Origin of the sequence: Acinetobacter sp. A22 (assembly GCF_030913345.1) — a bacterium.
Classification (GTDB): domain Bacteria; phylum Pseudomonadota; class Gammaproteobacteria; order Pseudomonadales; family Moraxellaceae; genus Acinetobacter; species Acinetobacter junii.
The window spans coordinates 3,286,918-3,308,065 of the sequence record NZ_CP133162.1 but is presented as its reverse complement, the minus strand read 5'-3'; the positions used below and the strand labels follow the sequence as shown (position 1 = coordinate 3,308,065).

General features: G+C 39.3%; 23 protein-coding genes. 13 read left to right on the top strand and 10 right to left on the bottom strand.

The annotated features are described in order from the left end of the window. Positions 1-20: 20 nt before the first annotated feature. The 6 genes from lptE to Q9Q86_RS16180 all read left to right on the top strand — a co-directional run bounded on the left by lptE (position 21) and on the right by Q9Q86_RS16180 (position 7,481). The gene (lptE, locus tag Q9Q86_RS16205) at positions 21-530 is read left to right on the top strand and encodes an LPS assembly lipoprotein LptE (protein WP_004906557.1); all 510 of its coding nucleotides are present in this window, start codon (positions 21-23) and stop codon (positions 528-530) included. Positions 531-539: 9 nt separating this feature from the next. After that, entirely contained in the window at positions 540-1,535 is a 996-nt protein-coding gene (gene holA / locus Q9Q86_RS16200; protein ID WP_004955573.1) for a DNA polymerase III subunit delta, read from the top strand. A 24-nt stretch (positions 1,536-1,559) separates the two neighbouring features. After that, positions 1,560-2,390 (top strand): Sir2 family NAD-dependent protein deacetylase, encoded by an 831-nt coding sequence (locus Q9Q86_RS16195; protein ID WP_112987375.1) that lies wholly within the window; start codon positions 1,560-1,562, stop codon positions 2,388-2,390. A gap of 109 nt (positions 2,391-2,499) precedes the next feature. After that, entirely contained in the window at positions 2,500-3,828 is a 1,329-nt protein-coding gene (locus Q9Q86_RS16190) for an efflux RND transporter periplasmic adaptor subunit (RefSeq protein WP_112987374.1), read from the top strand. Between the two features lies 1 nt (position 3,829). Beyond that, on the top strand, positions 3,830-5,821 hold the full coding sequence (locus tag Q9Q86_RS16185; protein WP_112987373.1) for a MacB family efflux pump subunit: 1,992 nt from the start codon (positions 3,830-3,832) through the stop codon (positions 5,819-5,821). 259 nt (positions 5,822-6,080) lie between these two features. Further along, on the top strand, positions 6,081-7,481 hold the full coding sequence (locus tag Q9Q86_RS16180; RefSeq protein ID WP_112987372.1) for an efflux transporter outer membrane subunit: 1,401 nt from the start codon (positions 6,081-6,083) through the stop codon (positions 7,479-7,481). A gap of 74 nt (positions 7,482-7,555) precedes the next feature. Here the strand turns inward: Q9Q86_RS16180 and Q9Q86_RS16175 are convergent, their stop codons facing one another. The 5 genes from Q9Q86_RS16175 to orn form a co-directional block, all read right to left on the bottom strand. After that, on the bottom strand, positions 7,556-8,257 hold the full coding sequence (locus Q9Q86_RS16175) for an NYN domain-containing protein (protein ID WP_171293840.1): 702 nt from the start codon (positions 8,255-8,257) through the stop codon (positions 7,556-7,558). Positions 8,258-8,645: 388 nt separating this feature from the next. Next, complete coding sequence (locus Q9Q86_RS16170) at positions 8,646-9,449, bottom strand: enoyl-ACP reductase (RefSeq protein ID WP_004955561.1); 804 nt, start codon at positions 9,447-9,449, stop codon at positions 8,646-8,648. Between the two features lie 141 nt (positions 9,450-9,590). After that, complete coding sequence (locus tag Q9Q86_RS16165) at positions 9,591-10,325, bottom strand: Bax inhibitor-1/YccA family protein (protein WP_112987370.1); 735 nt, start codon at positions 10,323-10,325, stop codon at positions 9,591-9,593. Positions 10,326-10,442: 117 nt separating this feature from the next. Then, entirely contained in the window at positions 10,443-11,189 is a 747-nt protein-coding gene (locus Q9Q86_RS16160) for an IS5 family transposase (protein ID WP_004912080.1), read from the bottom strand. Between the two features lie 142 nt (positions 11,190-11,331). Further along, the gene (orn, locus tag Q9Q86_RS16155; RefSeq protein ID WP_005403665.1) at positions 11,332-11,886 is read right to left on the bottom strand and encodes an oligoribonuclease; all 555 of its coding nucleotides are present in this window, start codon (positions 11,884-11,886) and stop codon (positions 11,332-11,334) included. A 124-nt stretch (positions 11,887-12,010) separates the two neighbouring features. Here orn and rsgA point away from each other — a divergent pair, with 124 nt between their 5' ends. The 4 genes from rsgA (at position 12,011) to secB (ending at position 14,327) form a co-directional block, all read left to right on the top strand. Beyond that, the gene (gene rsgA / locus Q9Q86_RS16150) at positions 12,011-13,069 is read left to right on the top strand and encodes a ribosome small subunit-dependent GTPase A (protein ID WP_004955558.1); all 1,059 of its coding nucleotides are present in this window, start codon (positions 12,011-12,013) and stop codon (positions 13,067-13,069) included. 95 nt (positions 13,070-13,164) lie between these two features. Beyond that, positions 13,165-13,581, top strand: coding sequence for a rhodanese-like domain-containing protein (locus tag Q9Q86_RS16145; protein WP_004955555.1), 417 nt, complete (start codon positions 13,165-13,167; stop codon positions 13,579-13,581). Positions 13,582-13,592: 11 nt separating this feature from the next. After that, the gene (gene grxC / locus Q9Q86_RS16140) at positions 13,593-13,853 is read left to right on the top strand and encodes a glutaredoxin 3 (protein WP_004774456.1); all 261 of its coding nucleotides are present in this window, start codon (positions 13,593-13,595) and stop codon (positions 13,851-13,853) included. A gap of 15 nt (positions 13,854-13,868) precedes the next feature. Further along, the gene (gene secB, locus Q9Q86_RS16135; RefSeq protein ID WP_004906530.1) at positions 13,869-14,327 is read left to right on the top strand and encodes a protein-export chaperone SecB; all 459 of its coding nucleotides are present in this window, start codon (positions 13,869-13,871) and stop codon (positions 14,325-14,327) included. 50 nt (positions 14,328-14,377) lie between these two features. Here the strand turns inward: secB and Q9Q86_RS16130 are convergent, their stop codons facing one another. The 4 genes from Q9Q86_RS16130 to coaBC all read right to left on the bottom strand — a co-directional run bounded on the left by Q9Q86_RS16130 (position 14,378) and on the right by coaBC (position 17,812). After that, positions 14,378-14,986, bottom strand: coding sequence for an alpha-ketoglutarate-dependent dioxygenase AlkB (locus Q9Q86_RS16130; RefSeq protein WP_042893220.1), 609 nt, complete (start codon positions 14,984-14,986; stop codon positions 14,378-14,380). Then, the gene (locus Q9Q86_RS16125) at positions 14,973-15,815 is read right to left on the bottom strand and encodes a methylated-DNA--[protein]-cysteine S-methyltransferase (RefSeq protein ID WP_112987596.1); all 843 of its coding nucleotides are present in this window, start codon (positions 15,813-15,815) and stop codon (positions 14,973-14,975) included. The genes Q9Q86_RS16130 and Q9Q86_RS16125 overlap by 14 nt, the downstream gene beginning before the upstream one ends. 206 nt (positions 15,816-16,021) lie before the next feature. After that, positions 16,022-16,399 (bottom strand): cytochrome b562, encoded by a 378-nt coding sequence (locus tag Q9Q86_RS16120; protein ID WP_112987597.1) that lies wholly within the window; start codon positions 16,397-16,399, stop codon positions 16,022-16,024. A 156-nt stretch (positions 16,400-16,555) separates the two neighbouring features. Then, positions 16,556-17,812, bottom strand: coding sequence for a bifunctional phosphopantothenoylcysteine decarboxylase/phosphopantothenate--cysteine ligase CoaBC (coaBC, locus tag Q9Q86_RS16115; protein WP_004906522.1), 1,257 nt, complete (start codon positions 17,810-17,812; stop codon positions 16,556-16,558). 110 nt (positions 17,813-17,922) lie between these two features. Between coaBC and radC the strand changes: the two genes are divergently transcribed. Both radC and Q9Q86_RS16105 read left to right on the top strand, forming a co-directional pair. Further along, the gene (gene radC / locus Q9Q86_RS16110) at positions 17,923-18,663 is read left to right on the top strand and encodes a DNA repair protein RadC (RefSeq protein ID WP_112987598.1); all 741 of its coding nucleotides are present in this window, start codon (positions 17,923-17,925) and stop codon (positions 18,661-18,663) included. 38 nt (positions 18,664-18,701) lie between these two features. Next, entirely contained in the window at positions 18,702-19,613 is a 912-nt protein-coding gene (locus tag Q9Q86_RS16105; protein WP_004906518.1) for a bestrophin family protein, read from the top strand. A gap of 7 nt (positions 19,614-19,620) precedes the next feature. On the opposite strand, the gene Q9Q86_RS16100 is transcribed toward Q9Q86_RS16105, so the two are convergent. Continuing rightward, positions 19,621-20,472, bottom strand: coding sequence for a PHP domain-containing protein (locus Q9Q86_RS16100; protein ID WP_112987599.1), 852 nt, complete (start codon positions 20,470-20,472; stop codon positions 19,621-19,623). A 45-nt stretch (positions 20,473-20,517) separates the two neighbouring features. Between Q9Q86_RS16100 and Q9Q86_RS16095 the strand changes: the two genes are divergently transcribed. After that, positions 20,518-21,129 (top strand): septation protein IspZ, encoded by a 612-nt coding sequence (locus Q9Q86_RS16095; RefSeq protein WP_004906514.1) that lies wholly within the window; start codon positions 20,518-20,520, stop codon positions 21,127-21,129. Positions 21,130-21,148: the final 19 nt, after the last annotated feature.

The following is a 21,148-nucleotide window of genomic DNA, read 5'->3' as shown; positions in this document are numbered from 1 at the left end:
GAAGATCATAAGGACAAAGCATGCATATAGCTCAACGTTTCGCTGCGATTGTTTTAACATTAGGCCTAAGTGCAGGCTTAGCCAGTTGCGGTTTCCATTTGAAAGGTAGTAATCCAACGGCAACGCCTTTGGTATATAACAAATTAAATCTTGTTTTACCTGACAATACCGATGAGCTTGAAAATCGTCTGAGCATTTACTTGAGTGCAACAGGTGTACAACTGAGTAATGCGAACGATGCTTATGTACTGCGCATTTTAGACTACACCCCTCGCCGTCAATTATTGAATGGAAAATTAACTGAGGTCTTGCTTCGTCTAACAGTGACTTTCCAAATTGAAGATCGTCAAGGCAATAAAATTACTGAACCTCGCACATTAACTGCATCACGTAGTTATCAATATGATGTCGCAACGGTCAATACAGACAATCAACAAGAAGCTTATTTAAATAAGATTGTAATTGATGATGTAGCTCAGCAGATTACGCGTCAAATTGCAGCAAATCGTTTACCGAAAGCACAGTCGTAATCGCGATTTATGAAACTAGATTATGTTCAAGCTTTAAAACGTGTAAATGAAGCCCGTGGTGCATGGATCATCCATGGGCAAGAGCCTTTGCTAGAACAAAATCTACTCGATACATTTCGTAAAGCGTGGCAACAACAAGAAGTTGAACGTCAACGCTATGATATTAGCAGTGTGAATGACTGGAAAAATGTCTTTAATGCATTGAATAGCCTGTCATTATTTTCTCAACAACTCGCAATTGAAGTCCATGGCAACATCAAACCTGATGCCAATGGGCTAAAACAGCTCAAAAGTTATATTCAGCACAATGAACATAACTTATTGCTTATCGTATTACCGAAACAAGATAGCAGTAGTTTAAAGTCCGCTTTCTTTCAGGTGGTTGAAGCAAATGGTGTTGTAGTTCCCTTAACGGCAACCTATCCGCAAGACCGACAAAGAATATTAAGTATTGAAGCCGACAAGCTCGGAATCCAATTGAATAATGATGCATGGCAATGGCTGATGCAGCATCATGAACATAACCTACTGGCAGCCAAAAACAGTTTGATGCGTGTTGCAGATACCTTTCCCGATATCAAACAAATCCAGATTGAACAACTCTATGCGTGTTTACAAGATCAATCACGCTATACCACCTATGATTTAAGTGATGCATTATTAACAGGAAATTTAGCTCAATCCGTTAAAATCTATCAGTATCTTCTTGCTGCTGGCGAACCAGATAGCTTGATCTTATGGACACTCAGCAAAGAAATGCGTCTACTCATGCAACTTTTTGAGCAGCCACAGAATGCATTGCAATTAGGGATTTGGAAAACTAAAGTTTCGCTTTATCAGCAAGCATTACGCCGCTTAAACCCTCGTCAGTTTTTAAAATGGCCTGAACTTTTATTAGCAATTGATGCTGCAATTAAAGGAATGTCTAAAGAAAACTCAGAACATCTGATGCTTCAAGCAATCAGTGAACTGTGTGGTACAACTTTATTTCCAAGCTTTTCTTAAAGATAAATAAAAAAGGATGACTTTATGTCATTGGATTTAACCACAATCCAGAAAGAACAAATCAAAGATATACTTACGCGTGCTGATGCTCTTATTATCAGCGCAGGTGCTGGTATGGGTGTTGACTCTGGACTACCTGATTTTCGTGGTAATCACGGTATGTGGCAAGCCTATCCTGAACTAGGCAAACAACGAATTGATTTTACAGAAATCGCCAATCCAGCCGCTTTTCATCGCCATCCACGTTTAGCTTGGGGCTTTTACGGACATCGTTTAGCACTCTATCGTGAGACTCAACCCCATATAGGTTTTGAATTACTCAATCAATTGGCAGAGAAATTAGCACTACCTTATTTTATATTCACTTCTAACGTCGACGGGCAATTTCAAAAGGCAGGCTTTAGTCCAAAGCAGATTTATGAATGTCATGGTTCAATTCATCATTTACAATGCTTAGCTAGTTGTACTTCAGAAATTTGGTCAGCAGATGACATCTCGCCTGAAATCGACCATCTAAATTGCCAATGGTTAGATGACCTCCCTCACTGTAAACATTGTGGCGGTTTGGCACGTCCTAATATCTTAATGTTTGATGACAACGAGTGGATCGCTCAGCGACAAACACAGCAACAGAATCGTTTAGAATCCTTTATAAATCAACATAAACAACCACTTGTTATAGAGATTGGTGCAGGTACAGCTATTCCAACAGTACGCTATTTCAGTGAACGTTTTGCGCCCTCTCTGATTCGTATTAATCCTCGTGATTATGCTTTACCCAAAACAGGTGGAATCGCTCTTGCCATGAATGCTGCACATGGTATTCAAATAATATATGACATTTCCACTACATAGCATCACAGCCAAATAGTAAATAATTCTCATTATAGATTAAAAATATCCACGCTTTACCCTTATTTCACTTTTATACTAAGTTTATTTTCTTCATTTTGACCTCGTAACCATGCCAAAAACAAGCTCTAAAAAAACTCAACCTCGCAAAATAATATTGATCGCTCTCGGTGTATTGATCATCGCAGTATTAGGTTGGATGTTCTTTAAACCTAAAGCCGAAGCTCCACAATATATTAGTGCTGAAGTTTCGCGTGGTGATATTGAAGATTCTGTTTTGGCGACAGGTGTATTGGAAGCCACCAAAATGGTGAGTGTCGGTGCACAGGTTTCAGGTCAAGTGAAAAAAATGTACGTGCAATTGGGTGATCAAGTTAAACAAGGTCAGTTGATTGCGCAAATTGATTCGATTCGTCAAGAAAATGATTTAAAAACGGCTGAAGCAAGTATTAAAAATCAACAAGCCCAACTTGCCGTTCAACAAGCAAATTTGGCAAAAGTTGAAGCTGAATACAAACGCCAACAAGCGATGTATAACCAAGATGCAACATCACGTGCAGAACTTGAAACAGCATTAGCAAATTACAAAACAGCTCAGGCACAAATAGCTGCGATTAATGCTCAAATTGAACAATCTCGATTAACTCTAGCAACAGCGAAAGAAGACCTCGGATATACCCGTATTGTTGCACCTATGAATGGAACTATTGTGGCAATCGTGACTGAAGAAGGTCAAACGGTAAATGCGAATCAAACGGCTCCAACTATTGTAAAACTTGCAACTCTCGACACGATGACCATTAAAGCTCAGATTTCAGAAGCAGATGTGATGAAAGTTGAGAAAGGTCAAACCGTTTATTTCACCACCCTAGGAAATAGCGAGAAAAAACATTATGCGACTTTACGTCAAGTAGAACCTGCTCCAGATTCAATCAATACTGAAACTACGAGCACGAACTCTTCTTCATCAAGCTCTGCGGTCTATTACAACGCGCTTTTTGACGTACCTAATGAAGATGGCAAACTGCGCATTGATATGACTGCTCAAGTCTATATTGTGTTGGCTGAAGCTAAAAATACATTAACAATCCCAGCAGCTGCGATTCAAGCAAAACGATCTAATACGAAAAATACTGCCAAGACCTCAGTCGATAAAACCGAGAGTAATACCAATAAAGAAGTTCAGCGTCCAAAACGTTTGGAGTTAACAGCTGAAGAACAGAATCTAATTACTCAAGGAAAAGCATCAACAGGAATGGTTCGTGTTTTACAGGCTGATGGTAGCGCTCAACCACAGCAAGTGTTGATCGGACTCAATAACCGTGTAACGGCGCAAGTATTGAAAGGACTCAAACAAGGTGACCAAGTTGTGATTGCAGATGCTTCTGACAACTCAAATGAAGCAGCAAAACGCAGTAACCAACGTGCAATGAGAATGTAATATGACTCAAGATCAAACGCATTCGTCACAGCCGCTACTTGAGGTCAGCAACCTGACTCGGGAATTCCCTGCAGGTGAAGGTACAGTCCAAATCCTCAAAGGCATTAATTTAAAAATTTATGCGGGTGAATTGGTTGCCATTGTTGGGCAATCTGGATCAGGTAAATCCACACTCATGAATATTTTAGGGTGTTTAGACAAACCTAGTTCAGGTAGTTATTTGGTCAACGGACGTGAAACACGTCAACTTGAACCTGATGAACTTGCCCAATTACGCCGAGAATATTTTGGTTTTATTTTCCAGCGTTATCACTTACTCGGTGATTTGAGTGCATCTGGTAACGTTGAAGTCCCTGCAATTTATGCAGGTGTCGATAGTCATCTTCGTCAGGAACGTTCGGCTGAATTGCTCTCTGAACTTGGCTTAGAGGAGCGTCTACATCATCGTCCAAGTCAACTTTCAGGTGGTCAACAGCAACGCGTTTCGATCGCACGTGCATTAATGAACGGCGGTGACGTGATTCTTGCCGATGAGCCAACAGGAGCATTGGATAAGAATAGCGGTATTGAAGTCATGCGTATTTTGCGTGAACTCAATGCTAAAGGTCATACCATCATCTTAGTTACACATGATCTCAATGTAGCAAAAAACGCGACCCGTATTATTGAAATCAGTGATGGTAATATTATTTCAGATCGTGCTAATACACCTGAAAATGATGATCCCGATTTAAAACGTCAGACACTACAACGCTCACCGCAAAAGAAAACCTCAGCTTGGCGATCTTTCTTTGATCGCTTAGGTGAAGCGTTCCGTATGGCATTGCTAGCGATGAATGCCCATCGAATGCGTACCTTTTTGACCATGCTCGGGATTATTATCGGAATTGCATCTGTAGTTTCAGTGGTTGCATTGGGTAATGGGTCTCAGAAGCAAATTCTTGAAAATATTAGTAGTCTCGGTACGAATACCATTACTGTGTACCAAGGACGAGGATTCGGTGATAACTCACGAGCCTCACAAACCAAAACACTTGTACCTGCGGACGCAGATGCACTTTCAGAACAACCTTATGTTGATGGAGTCAGTCCTTCTGTTAATACAAGTGTGACCTTACGTTTTAAAGAAACTGAAGCATCTGCAACCGTCAATGGTGTAAGTTCGGATTTCTTCTATGTGCGCGGTATGACTTTTAAATCGGGACAACCTTTTGATAAAGGCAGTGTGACCCAACGCGCACAGGATGTGGTCATTGATACGAATACTGAGAAAACCTTTTTCTCTGATGGTACTAACCCAGTCGGTCAAGTGATCTTATTGGGCAGTCTACCGAGTCGAGTGATTGGTGTCATTGATGCGCAACAAGGTTTCATGGGTAGTTCCGACAGCTTGAATGTATATCTTCCCTATTCAACGGTAATGAGCCGAATGCTTGGTCAGTCTAACGTTCGCAGCATCATCGTGCGAATCAAGGGTGAATACCCAAGTAGTGCTGCTGAAAATGCAATCCTGACCTTACTTGAACAACGTCATGGTGCTCAAGATGTGTTTACCCAAAACTCCGATAGTATTCGTGAAACAATCGAGCAAACCACAGCGACAATGACATTGTTAATTTCAGCAATTGCTGTCATTTCACTGGTCGTGGGTGGTATTGGGGTCATGAATATTATGTTAGTTTCAGTCACCGAACGTACCCAAGAAATTGGTGTCCGAATGGCGGTGGGTGCTCGACAAGGTGATATTTTGCAGCAGTTCTTGATCGAAGCGATTTTGGTTTGCTTACTGGGGGGCGTGCTAGGTGTATTGCTTTCGCTTGGGATTGGACAAATTATCGGACACTTTGCCAAAGGCATTATTGAGATGAGCTATTCAACGACATCCATTGTTGCAGCCTTTGTATGTTCGAGTCTGATTGGTATCGTTTTTGGTTTCTTACCAGCACGAAATGCGGCGCAACTCGATCCAGTTGCAGCACTAGCAAGAGAATAATAGCGAAGAAATCTATCTCAGAAATATGATACTCGTGAACGTCATCCGCAACCTGCGTGGTATCAAAAAATATTGCTTCTGCGATAGATCAAGATAATTGGAAGAATATAACAGGTTTTGCGGATGACAATGGTTTTGCCTACTTTTCCCGAAAGAAAAGTAGGTCGAGCCGAAGGCTTAACCAGAAAATGGATGAGAACTCGATAAGACACCGTCTCGTTAATCATGCTCTTTCAAATTATTAAAGGAATGACAAGCAATGTTATTCAAACCAAATAAAATCGCACTTGCCCTATGCCTTAGCACTTCTTTAGCTGGCTGTTCTGCTGTTGTTAAAACACCATACAACTCGCCATCGGTACAGGTTCCTCAACAGTTCCAATATGATGTGCAAAAGAATAAAAATGTAAATCTGAGCGATCAATGGTGGACTCTCTTTAATGACGCTCAGCTCAATCAGTTGGTTGAACAAGTTCTCGCTAAAAACAGTGATCTTATAGTTGCTGGTATCACACTGAAACAAGCTCGCTTACAAGCTAGCTTAGCTGAAAACCAACAAGGTATTCGTACCAGTTCAAGTGTATCAACAGGTCATAACTATGATCTACGCTCAGGAAATGGTACTGATCGTGGTTTATCGACCAGTGTGGGTGTCAGTTATGAGTTAGATTTATTTGGTAAACTTGCCAATCAAACAGAAGCCAGTCGTTGGGAAGCTCTTGCAAGCGAACAGGACTTGCAAGCAACCGCGCAAAGTTTAGTTGCCACCACAGCCAAACTATATTGGCAATTGGGTTATTTAAATGAGCGATATAACACCATCCAACAGAATTTATCCTCTACACAGAAAATTTATGAATTGGTGCAATCACAATACAAAGCAGGTGCGGTTTCAGGTTTAGATTTAACTCAAGCAGAACAATCGGTTCAAAGCCAAAAAGCCAGTTTGAGTCAGATTGAACAACAACGTGTAGAAACACGTACAGCCATTGCAGTATTGCTACATATGCCTGTACAGCAACTGAGTATTCAAGAACCGAAACAGCTCCCAAGAAATGCTCTGCCGAATATCGCTGTGGGCTTACCTGCGGATATTTTGTCGCGTCGCCCAGATTTACAAGCGTCTGAATTACGTCTACGTAAAACACTATCGAATAAGGATGCAACCAAAGCCAGCTACTATCCTTCGATTAATCTCACAGGTAATTTAGGTGCTTCCAGTACATCGCTGACACAACTTTTGAAGAATCCTGCACTCACTTTAGGTGCGAGTTTTAGCCTACCCTTTCTTCAATATAATGATATGAAGAAAGATATTGCGATTAGTGATCTGGAATATGAAAAAGCGATTATTCAATATCGCCAAACGCTATACCAAGCTTTCGCTGATGTAGAAAATGCATTATCGAATCGAACTCAACTGAATCAGCAAGTACAGTTACAGCAACGTAATATAGAGTTAGCTAATAAAACTGAGCGACTTACCGAAGTGCGTTATCGCAATGGTGCAATCGCCTTAAAGAATTTACTTGATGCTCAAGAGACCACACGCAAAGCACGACTCAGCTTAGTGGAAACCAAGCAGAATCAATACAATGCCTATGTGACGTTAATGCAAGCCATGGGTGGGAGTCCTGTTAAAGAACTACCAAAACAATAGCACACGAGTTGTTATTGTTTACTTGCTTACTTGCTTAAAGTTTTTGGCTCATTTCTAATGAGCTGAGAGCTTTACTATTGGTTACGGCGTTGTCCCTTAGCTTTCTTTGGTCTCGTGCCTTCAGACCACCATTCAGGTATTATACTAGGGGATTTACCTAAAATATCTTTTAATATAGAGACTAGATCATAAGAAACTAAACCATCTATATGTTCATGCAAACTAGGATCGATATTGTTTCGGAGCGGATCTAACACAAAGTCTATACCATTTATACGAGCCAATTTTGCAGCTGGAACAAAGTCACTATCTCCAGCAAAAAGAACAATCTTATCTACAAGTCTTTCCTGTGCAATACTGGCTATATCTACACCAAGTTTAATATCTACACCTTTTTGACGCATGCTGTAATAAAAGTCATTATTTGTGAGATCTTCAAATTTACATATGCCTTTCAAAAGGTTGTTGAGAGCATCATCCGTTAACTTCCATTGCTTATCATGTTTGATTGTCCCTAAACGCAGAGCAAATTTCCTCTGCTTTTTAACTTCTGTGAGAATTTCATTTCGATGAATTGTTTCTGGTTGTTTAGAAAAATCTAAAACTCGAGGATTCGTTTCTCCTGAATTAACAAGAGGATAATGTACTTTTATATTTAATGGTGGTGAGTCGTAGTAAAATACACGATACAAATGTTGATAGATACTTGAGTTACCGTCATTGAGATGTCTCTTGATACAGCAATTTAAAACTTGTACAACTTGTTTAGGCGTCAACTCAGGCTCGGAAGGGAAATAGCGGCGTTTGAAAAAATTTAGGCGTTTCAAAAAGAATGACGCGTCTACTAGTACTGCAACCTTTATGTCCATAAAATTATTTTGTTTAGTTCTGATATAAAAAAACCTGCGGGTGAGGCAAGGTTGTTAACAAATAAACCAAGCTTAACCGCAGGTGCTATATAATTAATATTAGCTATTTTAGCTGCTTTGTCAACAAAAACTAACTTTTCACGAGTGATTCATAACATGTAGCATATTATGTTTAGGGGTTAAAATGATTACAGCATAGATAGTATAAATCACAGCGATTAATATAGCTTTATCTCCATCTTAAAAAAATAAAGCCGCTATAAAGCGGCTTTATCGTATGATTTAGATAAATCTATTATTCATCATCCATCATTGACTGGCTCATACCGACAGTATTGAAACCACCATCAACATAAAGGATTTCACCCGTAATACCTGAAGCCCACGGTGAACAAAGGAATAATGCTGCATTCCCCACTTCTTCAATGGTTACATTACGTTGTAATGGAGCAATTTTTTCATTGGCATCCAACATTTTACGGAATGATTTGATACCAGATGCAGCCAATGTACGGATTGGACCCGCAGAAATCGCATTCACACGAATCCCCTCTTTACCCAAGCTTAGTGCTAAATAACGAACACCCGCTTCTAAAGATGCTTTAGCCATGCCCATCACGTTGTAGTTTGGCATCACACGCTCAGAACCTTGATAAGTCAAAGTCAATAAACAACCCTGACGTGCTTGTAATAAAGGTTTTGCAGCACGCGCCATCGCAACAAAGCTATACGCGCTAATGTCATGTGCGATTTTGAAACCATCACGATCTGTCACGTCTGTGAAGTCACCATCTAATGTATGTGCTGGTGCAAAACCGATTGAATGCACAACACCATCTAAACCGTCCCAATGTTTTGCTAACTCAGCAAATGCACCATCAATTTCTGCATCAACAGCTACATCACAAGGGAAAACTAAGCTTGAACCAAACTGTGCTGCAAAATCATCAACACGTTTTTTCAACTTTTCATTTGGATAAGTAAACGCAAGCTCCGCACCTTCACGATGTAATGCAGCAGCGATACCGTATGCAATTGATAATTTGCTTGCAATACCAGCGATTAAAAAACGTTTACCAGCTAAAAGTCCTTGTGACATCTTATTCTCACTCGAAAAATTTTCACCACATCATGCCAACATTCCTTATTTTTCGGAATTGCATAATCCATCTTTTTTACAAACTTGCATAAAAAAATCGCCCTCAGATGAAGGCGATTTTCTTTTTAAGATAATAATTCGTTAGTCATCACCTTGGATCAGACTCAACAAACGCATAAATGAGTAATACATCCATACCAAAGTTGCTAACAGAGCAATTGCACACAACCATTCAAATGCTTTCGGAGCACGTTGTGCTGCTGCACTTTCAATTAAATCAAAATCTAAAATTAAGTTCAGTGAAGCAATTACCGCAACAAAAGCTGCAAAACCGATACCTAACCAGTTACTTTCAAAGATATAAGGAATACTTGAGCTAAATGCCAAACTCATGATGATCTGAACGACAAATACCAAAGCAATTGCAATAGATGCTGAGATCACCACTGCTTTGAATTTCTCAGTTGCACGAATGATTTGGAATTTATATAAACCAAATAGAACTAATGTGGTCACAAATGTTGCAAGTAAAGCTTGTAACGGAACACCTGGAAATTTCAGTTGGAAAATAAAAGAAATACCACCTAAAAATGCACCTTCAAATAAAGCATAAGGAATTGCTAAAGCAGGTGCTGTATTGGATTTAAATGTTGTAATCAAAGCTAGAACAAAACTGCCAATTGCCCCGACGATTGCCGCTGCATATGCAATCGAAAGATTTGCTGTGAATGCACAATAGAAAAATAGTGCCATTCCGAGAACCGCTGCGATCACAGTCAAAAGAAGCGATTTTTGAATCGCTCCTTGAATGGTCATGGGTTCAGCCAAGCCACTATAGGTTTCAACACGAGTTAAAATTGGATTATTACTTTGCATGTATACGCTCTTTTTATAGTTAGCAATAAAAGCACAAGTTTAAGCGATTTCTTTATTCTGCCCAATATTTTTTTACATTCATTAGGGTCTGTTGACATTTACTGTTCATAATTAAACCTATAAAGGTAGCCATAAAAATATACAGGCTAAGGCAACAGCACTTTGATAATTTCTTTTGAGCTTGTCATATCGAGTAGCTATCCCTCTAAATTGTTTTAATCTACAAAACATATTTTCAACTAAATGCCTGATTTTATATAAATACCAGTCCATATGATCATTGTTCGATTGGCTATTTATTTTCTTTGGTATATTCGCTTTTGTTCCTGTTTTTCTGATCTGCTCACGCAGTGGTTCTGAATCATAGCCTTTATCTGCGCATACCACTTCTGTCTCTTTTAAATCTAATGTTGCTATTAAATCAGGTGCAACTTTGATGTCATGTGTAGTGCCATCGGTAATCATGAAATCAATAGGATTGCCATGTGAATCAACAATCAAATGTATTTTTGAGGAGTTTCCTCCTACACTTTTAGAAATGGATTGATTCGCTATACCGGCAGAATGTTGATGAGCACGTACGTGAGAGCCATCAATAAAAATCCACTCCATATCGGGGCATGATGCTAATAATTTGAATAATCTAAGCAACTTACCGCTGCTTGACCAACGATTAAAACGTTTGAAAATAGAGTTTGATTGACCGAAATAGGAAGGAATATCTCGCCACGGACAGCCTGTTCTAATTCTATAGAGAATAGCTTCAATAAAATTACGTAAATTTGAGTTGTGATGAATAGATAAATTACGCAAAATAGTTTTCAACTTTTGCCAGTGTTGATCTGTCAGCATGGTACGAGGCATAGCGAATAGTAAAATTGGGTTTGGCGATTTGATTTTACTACTTCGCTATTTTTTTAAGCTAAAAGTGTCAACACACCCTAAAAAAAGGAGCCGAAGCTCCTTTTATATTTCAATGGCATCCTTATAAAAGATAAGCCATGAGTTATTTATTCATAATAAAAAAATATTCACGGTAATATTTTAATTCAGCAATTGAGTCACGAATATCGTCCATCGCCAAATGCGAAGCATTTTTCTTTAAGCCACTCATAATTTCAGGTCTCCAGCGTTTCGCCAACTCTTTGACTGAAGATACGTCTAAATTACGATAATGGAAGAACTGTTCAAGTTCAGGCATCAGGCGGTGTAAGAAGCGGCGGTCTTGGCAAATTGAGTTACCACACATTGGTGATGATTTTGGATTCACCCATTTTTTTAAGAACTCAAGTGTTTGCTGTTCTGCATCTTGCGCAGACAATTTGCTACGGCGTACACGTTCAATTAAACCTGATTGACCATGTTGCTTGGTATTCCATTCATCCATTGCGTTTAGAATCAAATCTGATTGATGAACCGCTAAAACAGGACCTTCAGCAAGAATATTAAGATTATCATCAGTAATAATTGTTGCGATTTCAATAATCTTATCGTTATCCGTATCCAGACCTGTCATTTCTAGGTCGATCCAAATTAATCGTGTATCTGGGGTGCTGCTCATAGATCGTGATTCTAAAGTGCTTAAAAACATCAATAGTAGCAAATTAATTACTTCTTGGCTGTAATTCTATAGTGGCTTCATGCTATTTTTGCGGTCTTAAATGTATGGATTTTTTGGGACATGAATGGCTTTAATTCGTAAACGTCGCTTAACCGAACAACAGCAACGTCGTATTGAGAAACAGCACAAATCTCGTCAAGACGACATTGACACATCACAAGATTTGGATGGGCTAGTTGTTCAGCATTATGGTCGTCAACTCGAAGTACAAGCACTATCTGTACCTGATCAACATCCAGAAAAACCAGAAGTTCAAGATGGTGAGCCTGAGCCATTCTGGAAACCAATTGAATTGGATAGTGTTTGGCGTTGCCATACTCGTACCAATCTCGAATTATTGGTCACTGGTGATCGCGTCAAATGGCAAGCAGATCCAAATACAGGTTTAGGAATCATTACTGCAATCTATCCTAGACAATCTCTACTGACTCGCCCTGACCGCTATCATAAGGTTAAGCCTGTGGCAGCAAACATTAGTCTGATTGTGATTGTATTTGCACCATTGCCAGAACCTGCACCAACATTGATTGATCGTTATTTGGTTGCCTGTGCTGATGCCAATATTCCTGCATTATTGGTACTCAACAAATCAGACTTACTCACTGAAAATGATCCTATTCTAAATTTACTCAGTGAATATGAAGCCTTGGGTTATGAAACCATGATCTGCCAATCACAAGGTGATTTGACTGAACTTGCTCAACGCTTGGACAAGGAAACTGTGGCTTTTGTAGGGCAATCAGGTGTAGGTAAAAGCTCATTGATCAATACCATCGTCCCAAATGCAGCACAGAAAACCAATGTAATCTCTGAAAACTCAGCCCTTGGTCAACACACCACGACTTCAACACGTCTGATTAAATTTGGATCAAACGGCGCATTGATTGATTCTCCTGGGATTCGTGAGTTCGGACTATGGCATCTAAATTTAGAAAAAGTTCGCACAGGTTTTCCTGAAATTGAATCACATCTTGGTCTCTGCCAATTCCGTAATTGCACCCATACGCATGAGAAAAATTGTGCATTGAAACAAGCAGTTGATCAAGGTGAAATCTTACAGCGCCGTCTTGACAGTTATTTACGCCTCATTGATGAAATTCAAGAAGCACAACAAAAAAGTTAACTTTTCTCGATCATTCCCCCTTGAACTAAGGATTTTGATCACCATAGAGATACGTTATACTCAGGATCAATTTTGATTTTAACTTTAGGTGACTTGTGGAACGCTGGTTAGAGTTTATGGGGAATCACCCCTTCTTATTTGGTGCGCTCGGCGTATTGATCGTGTTGTTCTTTGTTTTAGAAGGACAACGTAATGGTCGTAAAATTTCACCGCAATCACTCGGTATTTTGGTTAAAGCAAAAAATGCCATGCTGATTGACCTTCGCGATGCGAAAGATTTCCGTGATGGTCACATCAGCGGTAGCCGTAACATTCCATATAGCCAAATCACAAGTCATGTAGATGAATTAAAAGCAAGTGATCGTCCATTGGTATTTATCTGTAACTTAGGTCAAGTTGCGGGTGCAGCATTGCAAAAAGTTGCGCATGCAGATAGCTATCGTCTAGATGGTGGAATAAGCAACTGGAAAGCTCAAGGCTTACCCTTAGTTAAAAGTAAAACCAAAGCTTAAGGAGCAATAAGATGACAACTCCAAACGTCACAATTTACTCAACGCTGTCTTGCCCATACTGTGTACGTGCAAAACAATTACTTGAGCGTAAAGGCGTTGCTTTTAAAGAAATTAATCTTTCAAATGAAGCACCTGAAGTTCGTATTGAGTTAATGCAACGTACTAACCACCGTACAGTGCCTCAAATTTTTATCAAAGACCAATTCATTGGCGGTTTTGATCAACTTTATGCTTTAGAGCGTGAAGGTAAACTCGACCAATTATTAGCTTAACTTTAAGGAAAAACAATGAGCGAAGAACAAGTTCAACCACAACTTGCATTAGAACGTATTTATACTAAAGATATTTCTTTTGAGGTCCCTGGCGCGCAAGTATTTACAAAACAATGGCAACCAGAACTCAATATCAATTTATCTTCTGCTGCAGAAAAAATTGACCCCAATCATTACGAAGTATCATTAAAAGTTGTAGTTCAAGCAACAAATGAAAATGAAACGGCGTTCATCGTAGATGTAACTCAATCAGGTATTTTCTTGGTTGATAACGTTGAAGAAGACCGTCTTCCATATATCTTAGGTGCTTACTGCCCAAATATCTTGTTCCCGTTCTTACGTGAATCGGTAAATGATTTAGTAACTAAGGGTAGCTTCCCACAATTGTTACTTACACCAATTAACTTTGATGCAGAATTTGAAGCAAACATGCAACGCTTACAAGCGGATGCAGATGCTCAAGGTCAAGCATAATCGTTATTGCGATAGCTGTAAAAAAGGACTGAATATCAGTCCTTTTTTTATTACTCAACAATCGTTCTAAAGGTAAGATTAATCCGTGGTGTAAATATTTTTTTGGTTGGCGGTAAACGATGTAACCAATATGTCTGTGTCGTATCTTTCATAACTAATAAACTACCATGTTCTAAAAACACATCAATTTTTTCTTTGGTTTGTTTATGCTTAAACGCAAATTTACGTTCCGCTCCAAAGCTTAAAGAAGCAATTGCACCATTTTTGATGAGATCGATTTCATCATCACTGTGCCAAGCCATTCCCTCTTCTCCAGAATGGTAAAGATTGAGCAAGCAAGAATTGAATGTTTCACCTGTTAATTTTTCGACTAAGGCTTTTAACTCAATCAGTTCTATAGTCCAAGGCAAAGCATATTTATTAATGTTGGAATACGTATATTCGAAGCCTCGATCACCATACCAAGCGACTTTTCTTTTAGTTATAATTTTTCGACCAAAAATAATCGCCTGATCGTTTTCCCATGCAATATTCTTCATAAGCATTTCGAAATAGTGATCTGCTTCTAAACTGCTTAAAACTTTACCATAATAATGAACAGTCCCCTCGTAGGGTAAATAGTTCACTGTTGGATCTGCTTCAATATCAAATAATTGCATGAGTCTGCGAGCCCTCCCAACCAATAATTGCTGTTTTACGAACTGTTCCCCACTCATATCCACCGATAGTGCCAGTCGACTGAATCACGCGATGGCAAGGGATTAAAAATGCAATCGGGTTATGACCAATTGCTGTTCCAACAGCACGAGCTGCTTTGGGATGATCTATCATCTGGGCAAGTTGTCCATAAGTCGAAAGTTGCCCCATTGGAATTTTGAGTAAGCTCTGCCAAACTTTTAATTGAAAGGGTGTGCCCTTGAGATGTAATTTAATCATCGGGAGTTGTTCCCAATCCTGCCGAAAAAACTTCAATGCAGCTTCTTGAAAAGCGTCAACTTGTTCAATATACATCGCATGAGGAAATTGCTCTTTTAAATGTGCTAATGCTTCAGCTGTATTTTCTACAAATCGAAGTGTACAAATGCCTTTCTGAGTGGATGCAATCAACACCTGACCAAATGGTGTTTCAGAAAACTGATAATGAATCGTTAAATGCTGCCCACCATATTTATACTCAGCAGGTGTCATACCTTCTATTTGAATAAAAAGATCATGTAGTCGACTGGTACTCGATAATCCTGTAGCAAATGTTGCATCAAATACACTGCCCTGCTGTTGCTTCAGAACCTTCTTTGCATGTTCAATGCTGATATATTGTAAAAATTTCTTCGGACTGGTACCCGCCCATTCAGTAAACAAGCGCTGAAAATGTGCAGGACTAAGATGAATATGTGCTGCTATTTCATCAAGCTGCGGCTGCCTTTGAAAATTATTCTGTATATAAGCAATCGCTTCTGCAATTCGCTGATAATGTTGTTGTGAGGACATAGGATTAGCTCTCATCATTCATCGTTTCACTGTATCAATTTAGAAATTTGATGAAAATCCGAATCATGCTCAGTTTTTTTATGCGCATTCAATATAAATGAATGCGCATAAAAAAACTGCACGCTTAATACGTACAGTTTTATCACTAAACTACTGGCTCGACTTAACAATACATGCTTAGATTTATTGATCTAAATCCCAATAAATTAATGCATATAATGCTTATGACCTTGATCACGTAAATCTGCAATTTTCTTCGCTTGTTTTTTTGCTTCGTCTAACTTATCTGCTTGAACAAGTACTTTTGCTTTATCAATTTCAACAATAATTTGCTCAAATAATGCTGTTGATGTCGGAACTTTTTCAGCTGAATGTGAGGCCAACTCATACTGTTTTGAATGGACTGCTGCTGCACGCATATTATTTAAAGCAGCTGTTGCCGCCTGTGGATTTTCAGCCTGATTGAATGCTTTATAGTTTTTACCGAGTACTTTCATATCATCAGATAAACCACCAGCAAAAACTGGGCTACTCAAACTAAAACATGACAACATAAGTGCAGTGGCTAAAGTTTTTTTAATCATCAGGATGTCCTATCAAAACTGTGGCTATAATTGAGTTCACGTACAGACTGACATCGCACACAGTTGTGCTTATAGGTCAGATGACGACGTAAGTTTAGAATACATAAAAAATGCAACGATTTCGTTGCATTTTAATTAAAAGTAAAACTGTTTTATTTACGACTTCTGTAGTAAAGCATCATGTATTGCTTCTACCAACTGTTGCGAAATCTCTTGCTTTGACGCTTTCTCTAACTCACGCTTTTCCATATGGTATGACTGAGCAAAAAATACTGTCATTGCATTTTCATCAGAAGCGAAACCAATATCAGGTCGAGACACATCATTACATGCGATCATGTCTAGTTTTTTAGCAACCAATTTACCTGCAGCATATTCTTCAACATTTTGCGTCTCAGCAGCAAAGCCCACCATAAATGGACGCTGTTGTTGCTGTGCAATGGTCGCTACGATATCTGGATTCTTAACCAATGAAACTGCAAGTTCATCTCCAGACTTCTTAATTTTATGTTCCGCAACTTCAGCAACTCGATAATCAGCAACAGCGGCAGTTGCAATAAAAATATCACAACCTTCTTTGAGCTGATTCATACTGACATCAAGCATTTGCATAGCAGATTTCACATTAATTCTATCAACACCATTTGGTGTATCTAAACTGACAGGACCTGCAACTAAAGTGACTTTCGCACCAGCCGCATAACATGCTGCTGCCAAAGAAAAACCCATTTTTCCTGTACTGTGATTAGAAATATAACGGACAGGATCAATTGCTTCACGCGTTGGACCCGCAGTGATAGTGACACGCTTGCCAGCGAGTAAACCAAATTTCTCAGCAATTGCACGCTGCGCTTTATGAAAATAAGCGGCTACTTGTTTGGCTAAATCTTCAGGTTCAGGCATACGACCTAGACCAACATCTCCACAAGCTTGTTCACCAGCATCAGGCATAATGACATGCACACCATCTTCAACCAGAGTTTGTAGATTGCGTTGCGTTGCTTTTGCTGCCCACATTTGCTGGTTCATAGCAGGTGCAACCCAAACAGGTGCTTTCGTCGCTAAATATAATGTGCTGAGCAAATCATCTGCCAAACCATTGGCAAATTTCGCAATCGTGTCACAACTTGCAGGAGCGACTAACACCAAGTCAGCCCATCGCGCCAACTCGATGTGTCCCATACCTGCTTCTGCTTCAGGGTTGAGTAGCTCAGTATGTACAGGATTCCCTGACAAGGCTTGAAATGTTAAAGGTGTGATAAATGCTTGTGCGCCATGTGTCATGACCACGCGGACATCGAAACCAAAATCTTTTAAACGGCGTACTAAAATGGCACTTTTATAGGCAGCAATACCACCCGTAACCGCTAATATAATGTTTTTATGTGGAATTACACTTAGATCGAAGCTCACAAACAGGGTACCTTTCTGTTGCAGTGGCGCTCACAATATCATTAAATATCGCCATACCCAAGTGATGCACTTGGAAAAATCATCATCATAAAAAAATTATGTGAATAAAAATGAATCAATCAATAAGACAATCTATCAAAGCATGGCCTGAACAAGAACGCCCACGTGAACGCTTATTACTACAAGGTGCACAAAGCCTATCTGATGCAGAACTATTGGCTATTTTTCTACGCTCAGGCTCAAAACAACACTCAGCTGTTGAACTTTCTCGTATCCTGATTCAGCATTTTGGAGGATTGAATCCAATTTTTGATGCTTCGTTAGAAGACTTGTCCCAATTTAATGGCATCGCGTCAACCAAATATGCGCAACTCATGGCAGTCAAAGAATTAGGACGACGTTATTTGAATAACTATTTTCATCAACAACGACTATGTTTAGATCATTTTTCTTTGGTTTTGGATTATTTACGTTATGAACTTCTAGGTGAAAAACAAGAAGTGTTTGCTGTTCTGTGTTTAGATGCAGAACTGAGGAAGCTTCATTTCAAAAAACTATTTTACGGTTCGCAGCATTCATGTAGCGTTTCATTGAATCAGACCCTACGCTACGCAATTCAACAACAAGCCTGTCAAATCGTCGTTGCACATAACCATCCTTACGGAATAGCCCAACCTTCAAATGAAGACATCTACTTTACTCAACAACTCAAACAAGCTTGTAAATTGGTTGAAATTCATTTGATTGATCACTTTATTATTTCACCTGACGGCTATTTTTCTTTTACTGAACAACAACTACTCAACCCTATTAAAATCAAGCAATCTGATCTTGACAAAGCGCCCATCTAACATGAACATCAACAGATAAAATTAATGATTCAAATAACATGATTGTCCGCGACCAGCCTAGCATTTTTAAAGTTTTATTCTCATGGCGCGGGACGATTTTACCCAAAATTTTACCCTCTTTAGGTTTTGTGATGTTGATCTCTGCAATTATTGGCGGAGTTGAATATATTGACCTATATCGTTTTCCTGAAATTCCATTGGTTGGTTTTACATTGATCGGCGTTGTACTGTCGATTTTCTTAGGTTTCAAAAATACGGCATGTTATGACCGTTGGTGGGAAGCACGTAAACTTTGGGGTGTTTTAATTGCGACTTCACGTCATTTTGATCGAGATTGTCGAGTGTTGGCACAAGCCAGACGTGAAAGAATCATTCAAAATGTGATTGTTTTTGCGAATGTGCTGCGTGATCGATTACGCCACCAAACAGCCAACCCAACTGAACTGACCGAAACCAGCGGTTTGAGTCAGCAAGCTTTGAATCAGCTTTACCAACAACATAATGCTCCGCAATACACACTAAGCCTTATTCAATGGGAATTACTGCAAGCGCTGAAAGACGGTGAAATTTCCGATGTGATTTATACACAAATGAACCGTCATGTGGCAGCTTTAAGTGAGATGCAAACGGGTTGTGATCGTATTGCCAATACCCCTATTCCTTTTGCTTATTCTGTCTTATTGAACCGAACTGTTTATTTTTTCTGTTTTATGCTGCCATTTAGCTTAGGTTCTTTACTTGGTTTAGTCACACCACTCTTAGTCGGAATTTTGGCTTATACCTTTTTGGGACTCGATGCGCTGAGCACAGAAATTGAAGAGCCTTTTGGAACGCAAAGCAATGACTTACCTTTAGATGCGATGGTGCGTTCAATTGAAATTGAACTGTTAAGCACGCTGGGCAGACCTACTCCACCGCCCATACAGGCACATGATCACAACTTATTGTAAGGTAGAATTATTGGAAACGATCCCAAATTCCAATTTGCCCTTCTTTTACTCGTGGTGTATTACCCAGTTTAATCCATGGCATATTTTCACCATGAAAATCACTGCCAATTGAAACGGCTAAATCAAACTGCTGAATCATTCGATCAACCATTTGACGTGTCGAAGCCGGTTCTATACTTGGAGGTAATTCCACTGCATCTCCTCCCGCCTCGGCAAATAATTCAATTAAATATCTGATATTCGTCGCAGATAAATCATAACGCGTTGGGTGAGCCAATACAGCAAAACCCTGACTCGCATGTATCACATCGATGGTATCTTTTAAGCCTAATCCTTCAAATTTTACGAAAGCCTTTTTTCCTTCTTTTAGGAAACGGTCAAATGCCTGCTGTGGACGACTAACGATATTTTTCTCTACCAATGTTTTAGCGATATGCGTTCGGGTTACACGATCTGCTTGCCCATCAACCTTCGCAATTACATCTGGATAAATATCAAAATCAATACATTTCTCTAATAAGTCACAGATGACCTTAGCTCGTTCCGCACGGACTTTTTTCTGATTTTCAAGCATAGCTTGGATCGGTGTTTCATCTTGCATATTCAGCGCCAAGATATGCACACCATAGCTTTTTTTCGTGTTTGGTCTTGACCACTGACTCGATATTTCAACACCAGAAATAATCTGAATATCATGATCTTGAGCATACTTTCGTGCAAAGCTTAAACCATCCATAGTGTCATGGTCAGTTACAGCCAACATATGGATTTTCAAATCGACAGCAGCCTGTACCAGTTGCTCAGGAGAGAACGTACCATCAGAAATGTGAGTATGAGTATGTAAATCGACACCGAACATGGTTTGTATTATGCTATCTGACCTATTTCATCATCGTACTGTAACATGAAAGCGTTGCTCGACTACCTTCCGCTGATTATCTTCTTCTACTTTTATAAAACGACCGATCCCAAAGATAGTCAACACCCCCTTCTCCAATTGGTGGGTAGCGCAGGAAATACTGATCAAAATCATATTCTTGTTGCAACATGCGCGCTTCTTATTTCAACCTTAGTGGTTTATGGCTGTTTGTTCTTTTTCCAAAAATTCAAACTGGAAAAAATGCAATGGTTTATTGTGGTGATGTCTATTATTTTTGGAGGAATCACTTTAATTTTCAGTGATGTAACTTACATTAAAATGAAAGCTGTCATCATCAATATTGGAATAGGTATCGGGTTCTTAGTCACACCTTTATTCAATAAAGAACGGATGCCAATTATCCAAAAATTATTAGGTTCGTTACTTGAGTTAAGTCCTCAAGGTTGGATGCGTTTAAACTGGGCTTGGTGTGGGCAATTCTTCTTATTAGCTTCACTACATTTTTTCTTCGGTTTTATCTTTATGCAAGGCAAATATTGGGGCGAATTCACCGCATTTGGCGATATTATCGTTTCTATCAGTTACCTTGCTGTTATACTGTTTTGCTTAAGAAAGCATTTTAAAACCACAGACTAAATTTAAAGTTATTGAGCTA

Bases quoted from the DNA above. Each gene is read 5' to 3' on its own strand.
- lptE (WP_004906557.1), top strand. From the start codon at position 21: ATGCATATAGCTCAACGTTTCGCTGCGATTGTTTTAACATTAGGCCTA.
- holA (WP_004955573.1), top strand. From the start codon at position 540: ATGAAACTAGATTATGTTCAAGCTTTAAAACGTGTAAATGAAGCCCGT.
- Q9Q86_RS16195 (WP_112987375.1), top strand. From the start codon at position 1,560: ATGTCATTGGATTTAACCACAATCCAGAAAGAACAAATCAAAGATATA.
- Q9Q86_RS16190 (WP_112987374.1), top strand. From the start codon at position 2,500: ATGCCAAAAACAAGCTCTAAAAAAACTCAACCTCGCAAAATAATATTG.
- Q9Q86_RS16185 (WP_112987373.1), top strand. From the start codon at position 3,830: ATGACTCAAGATCAAACGCATTCGTCACAGCCGCTACTTGAGGTCAGC.
- Q9Q86_RS16180 (WP_112987372.1), top strand. From the start codon at position 6,081: ATGTTATTCAAACCAAATAAAATCGCACTTGCCCTATGCCTTAGCACT.
- Q9Q86_RS16170 (WP_004955561.1), bottom strand. From the start codon at position 9,449: ATGTCACAAGGACTTTTAGCTGGTAAACGTTTTTTAATCGCTGGTATT.
- Q9Q86_RS16165 (WP_112987370.1), bottom strand. From the start codon at position 10,325: ATGCAAAGTAATAATCCAATTTTAACTCGTGTTGAAACCTATAGTGGC.
- Q9Q86_RS16160 (WP_004912080.1), bottom strand. From the start codon at position 11,189: ATGCCTCGTACCATGCTGACAGATCAACACTGGCAAAAGTTGAAAACT.
- orn (WP_005403665.1), bottom strand. From the start codon at position 11,886: ATGAGCAGCACCCCAGATACACGATTAATTTGGATCGACCTAGAAATG.
- rsgA (WP_004955558.1), top strand. From the start codon at position 12,011: ATGGCTTTAATTCGTAAACGTCGCTTAACCGAACAACAGCAACGTCGT.
- grxC (WP_004774456.1), top strand. From the start codon at position 13,593: ATGACAACTCCAAACGTCACAATTTACTCAACGCTGTCTTGCCCATAC.
- secB (WP_004906530.1), top strand. From the start codon at position 13,869: ATGAGCGAAGAACAAGTTCAACCACAACTTGCATTAGAACGTATTTAT.
- Q9Q86_RS16130 (WP_042893220.1), bottom strand. From the start codon at position 14,986: ATGCAATTATTTGATATTGAAGCAGATCCAACAGTGAACTATTTACCC.
- Q9Q86_RS16125 (WP_112987596.1), bottom strand. From the start codon at position 15,815: ATGTCCTCACAACAACATTATCAGCGAATTGCAGAAGCGATTGCTTAT.
- Q9Q86_RS16120 (WP_112987597.1), bottom strand. From the start codon at position 16,399: ATGATTAAAAAAACTTTAGCCACTGCACTTATGTTGTCATGTTTTAGT.
- radC (WP_112987598.1), top strand. From the start codon at position 17,923: ATGAATCAATCAATAAGACAATCTATCAAAGCATGGCCTGAACAAGAA.
- Q9Q86_RS16105 (WP_004906518.1), top strand. From the start codon at position 18,702: ATGATTGTCCGCGACCAGCCTAGCATTTTTAAAGTTTTATTCTCATGG.
- Q9Q86_RS16100 (WP_112987599.1), bottom strand. From the start codon at position 20,472: ATGTTCGGTGTCGATTTACATACTCATACTCACATTTCTGATGGTACG.
- Q9Q86_RS16095 (WP_004906514.1), top strand. From the start codon at position 20,518: ATGAAAGCGTTGCTCGACTACCTTCCGCTGATTATCTTCTTCTACTTT.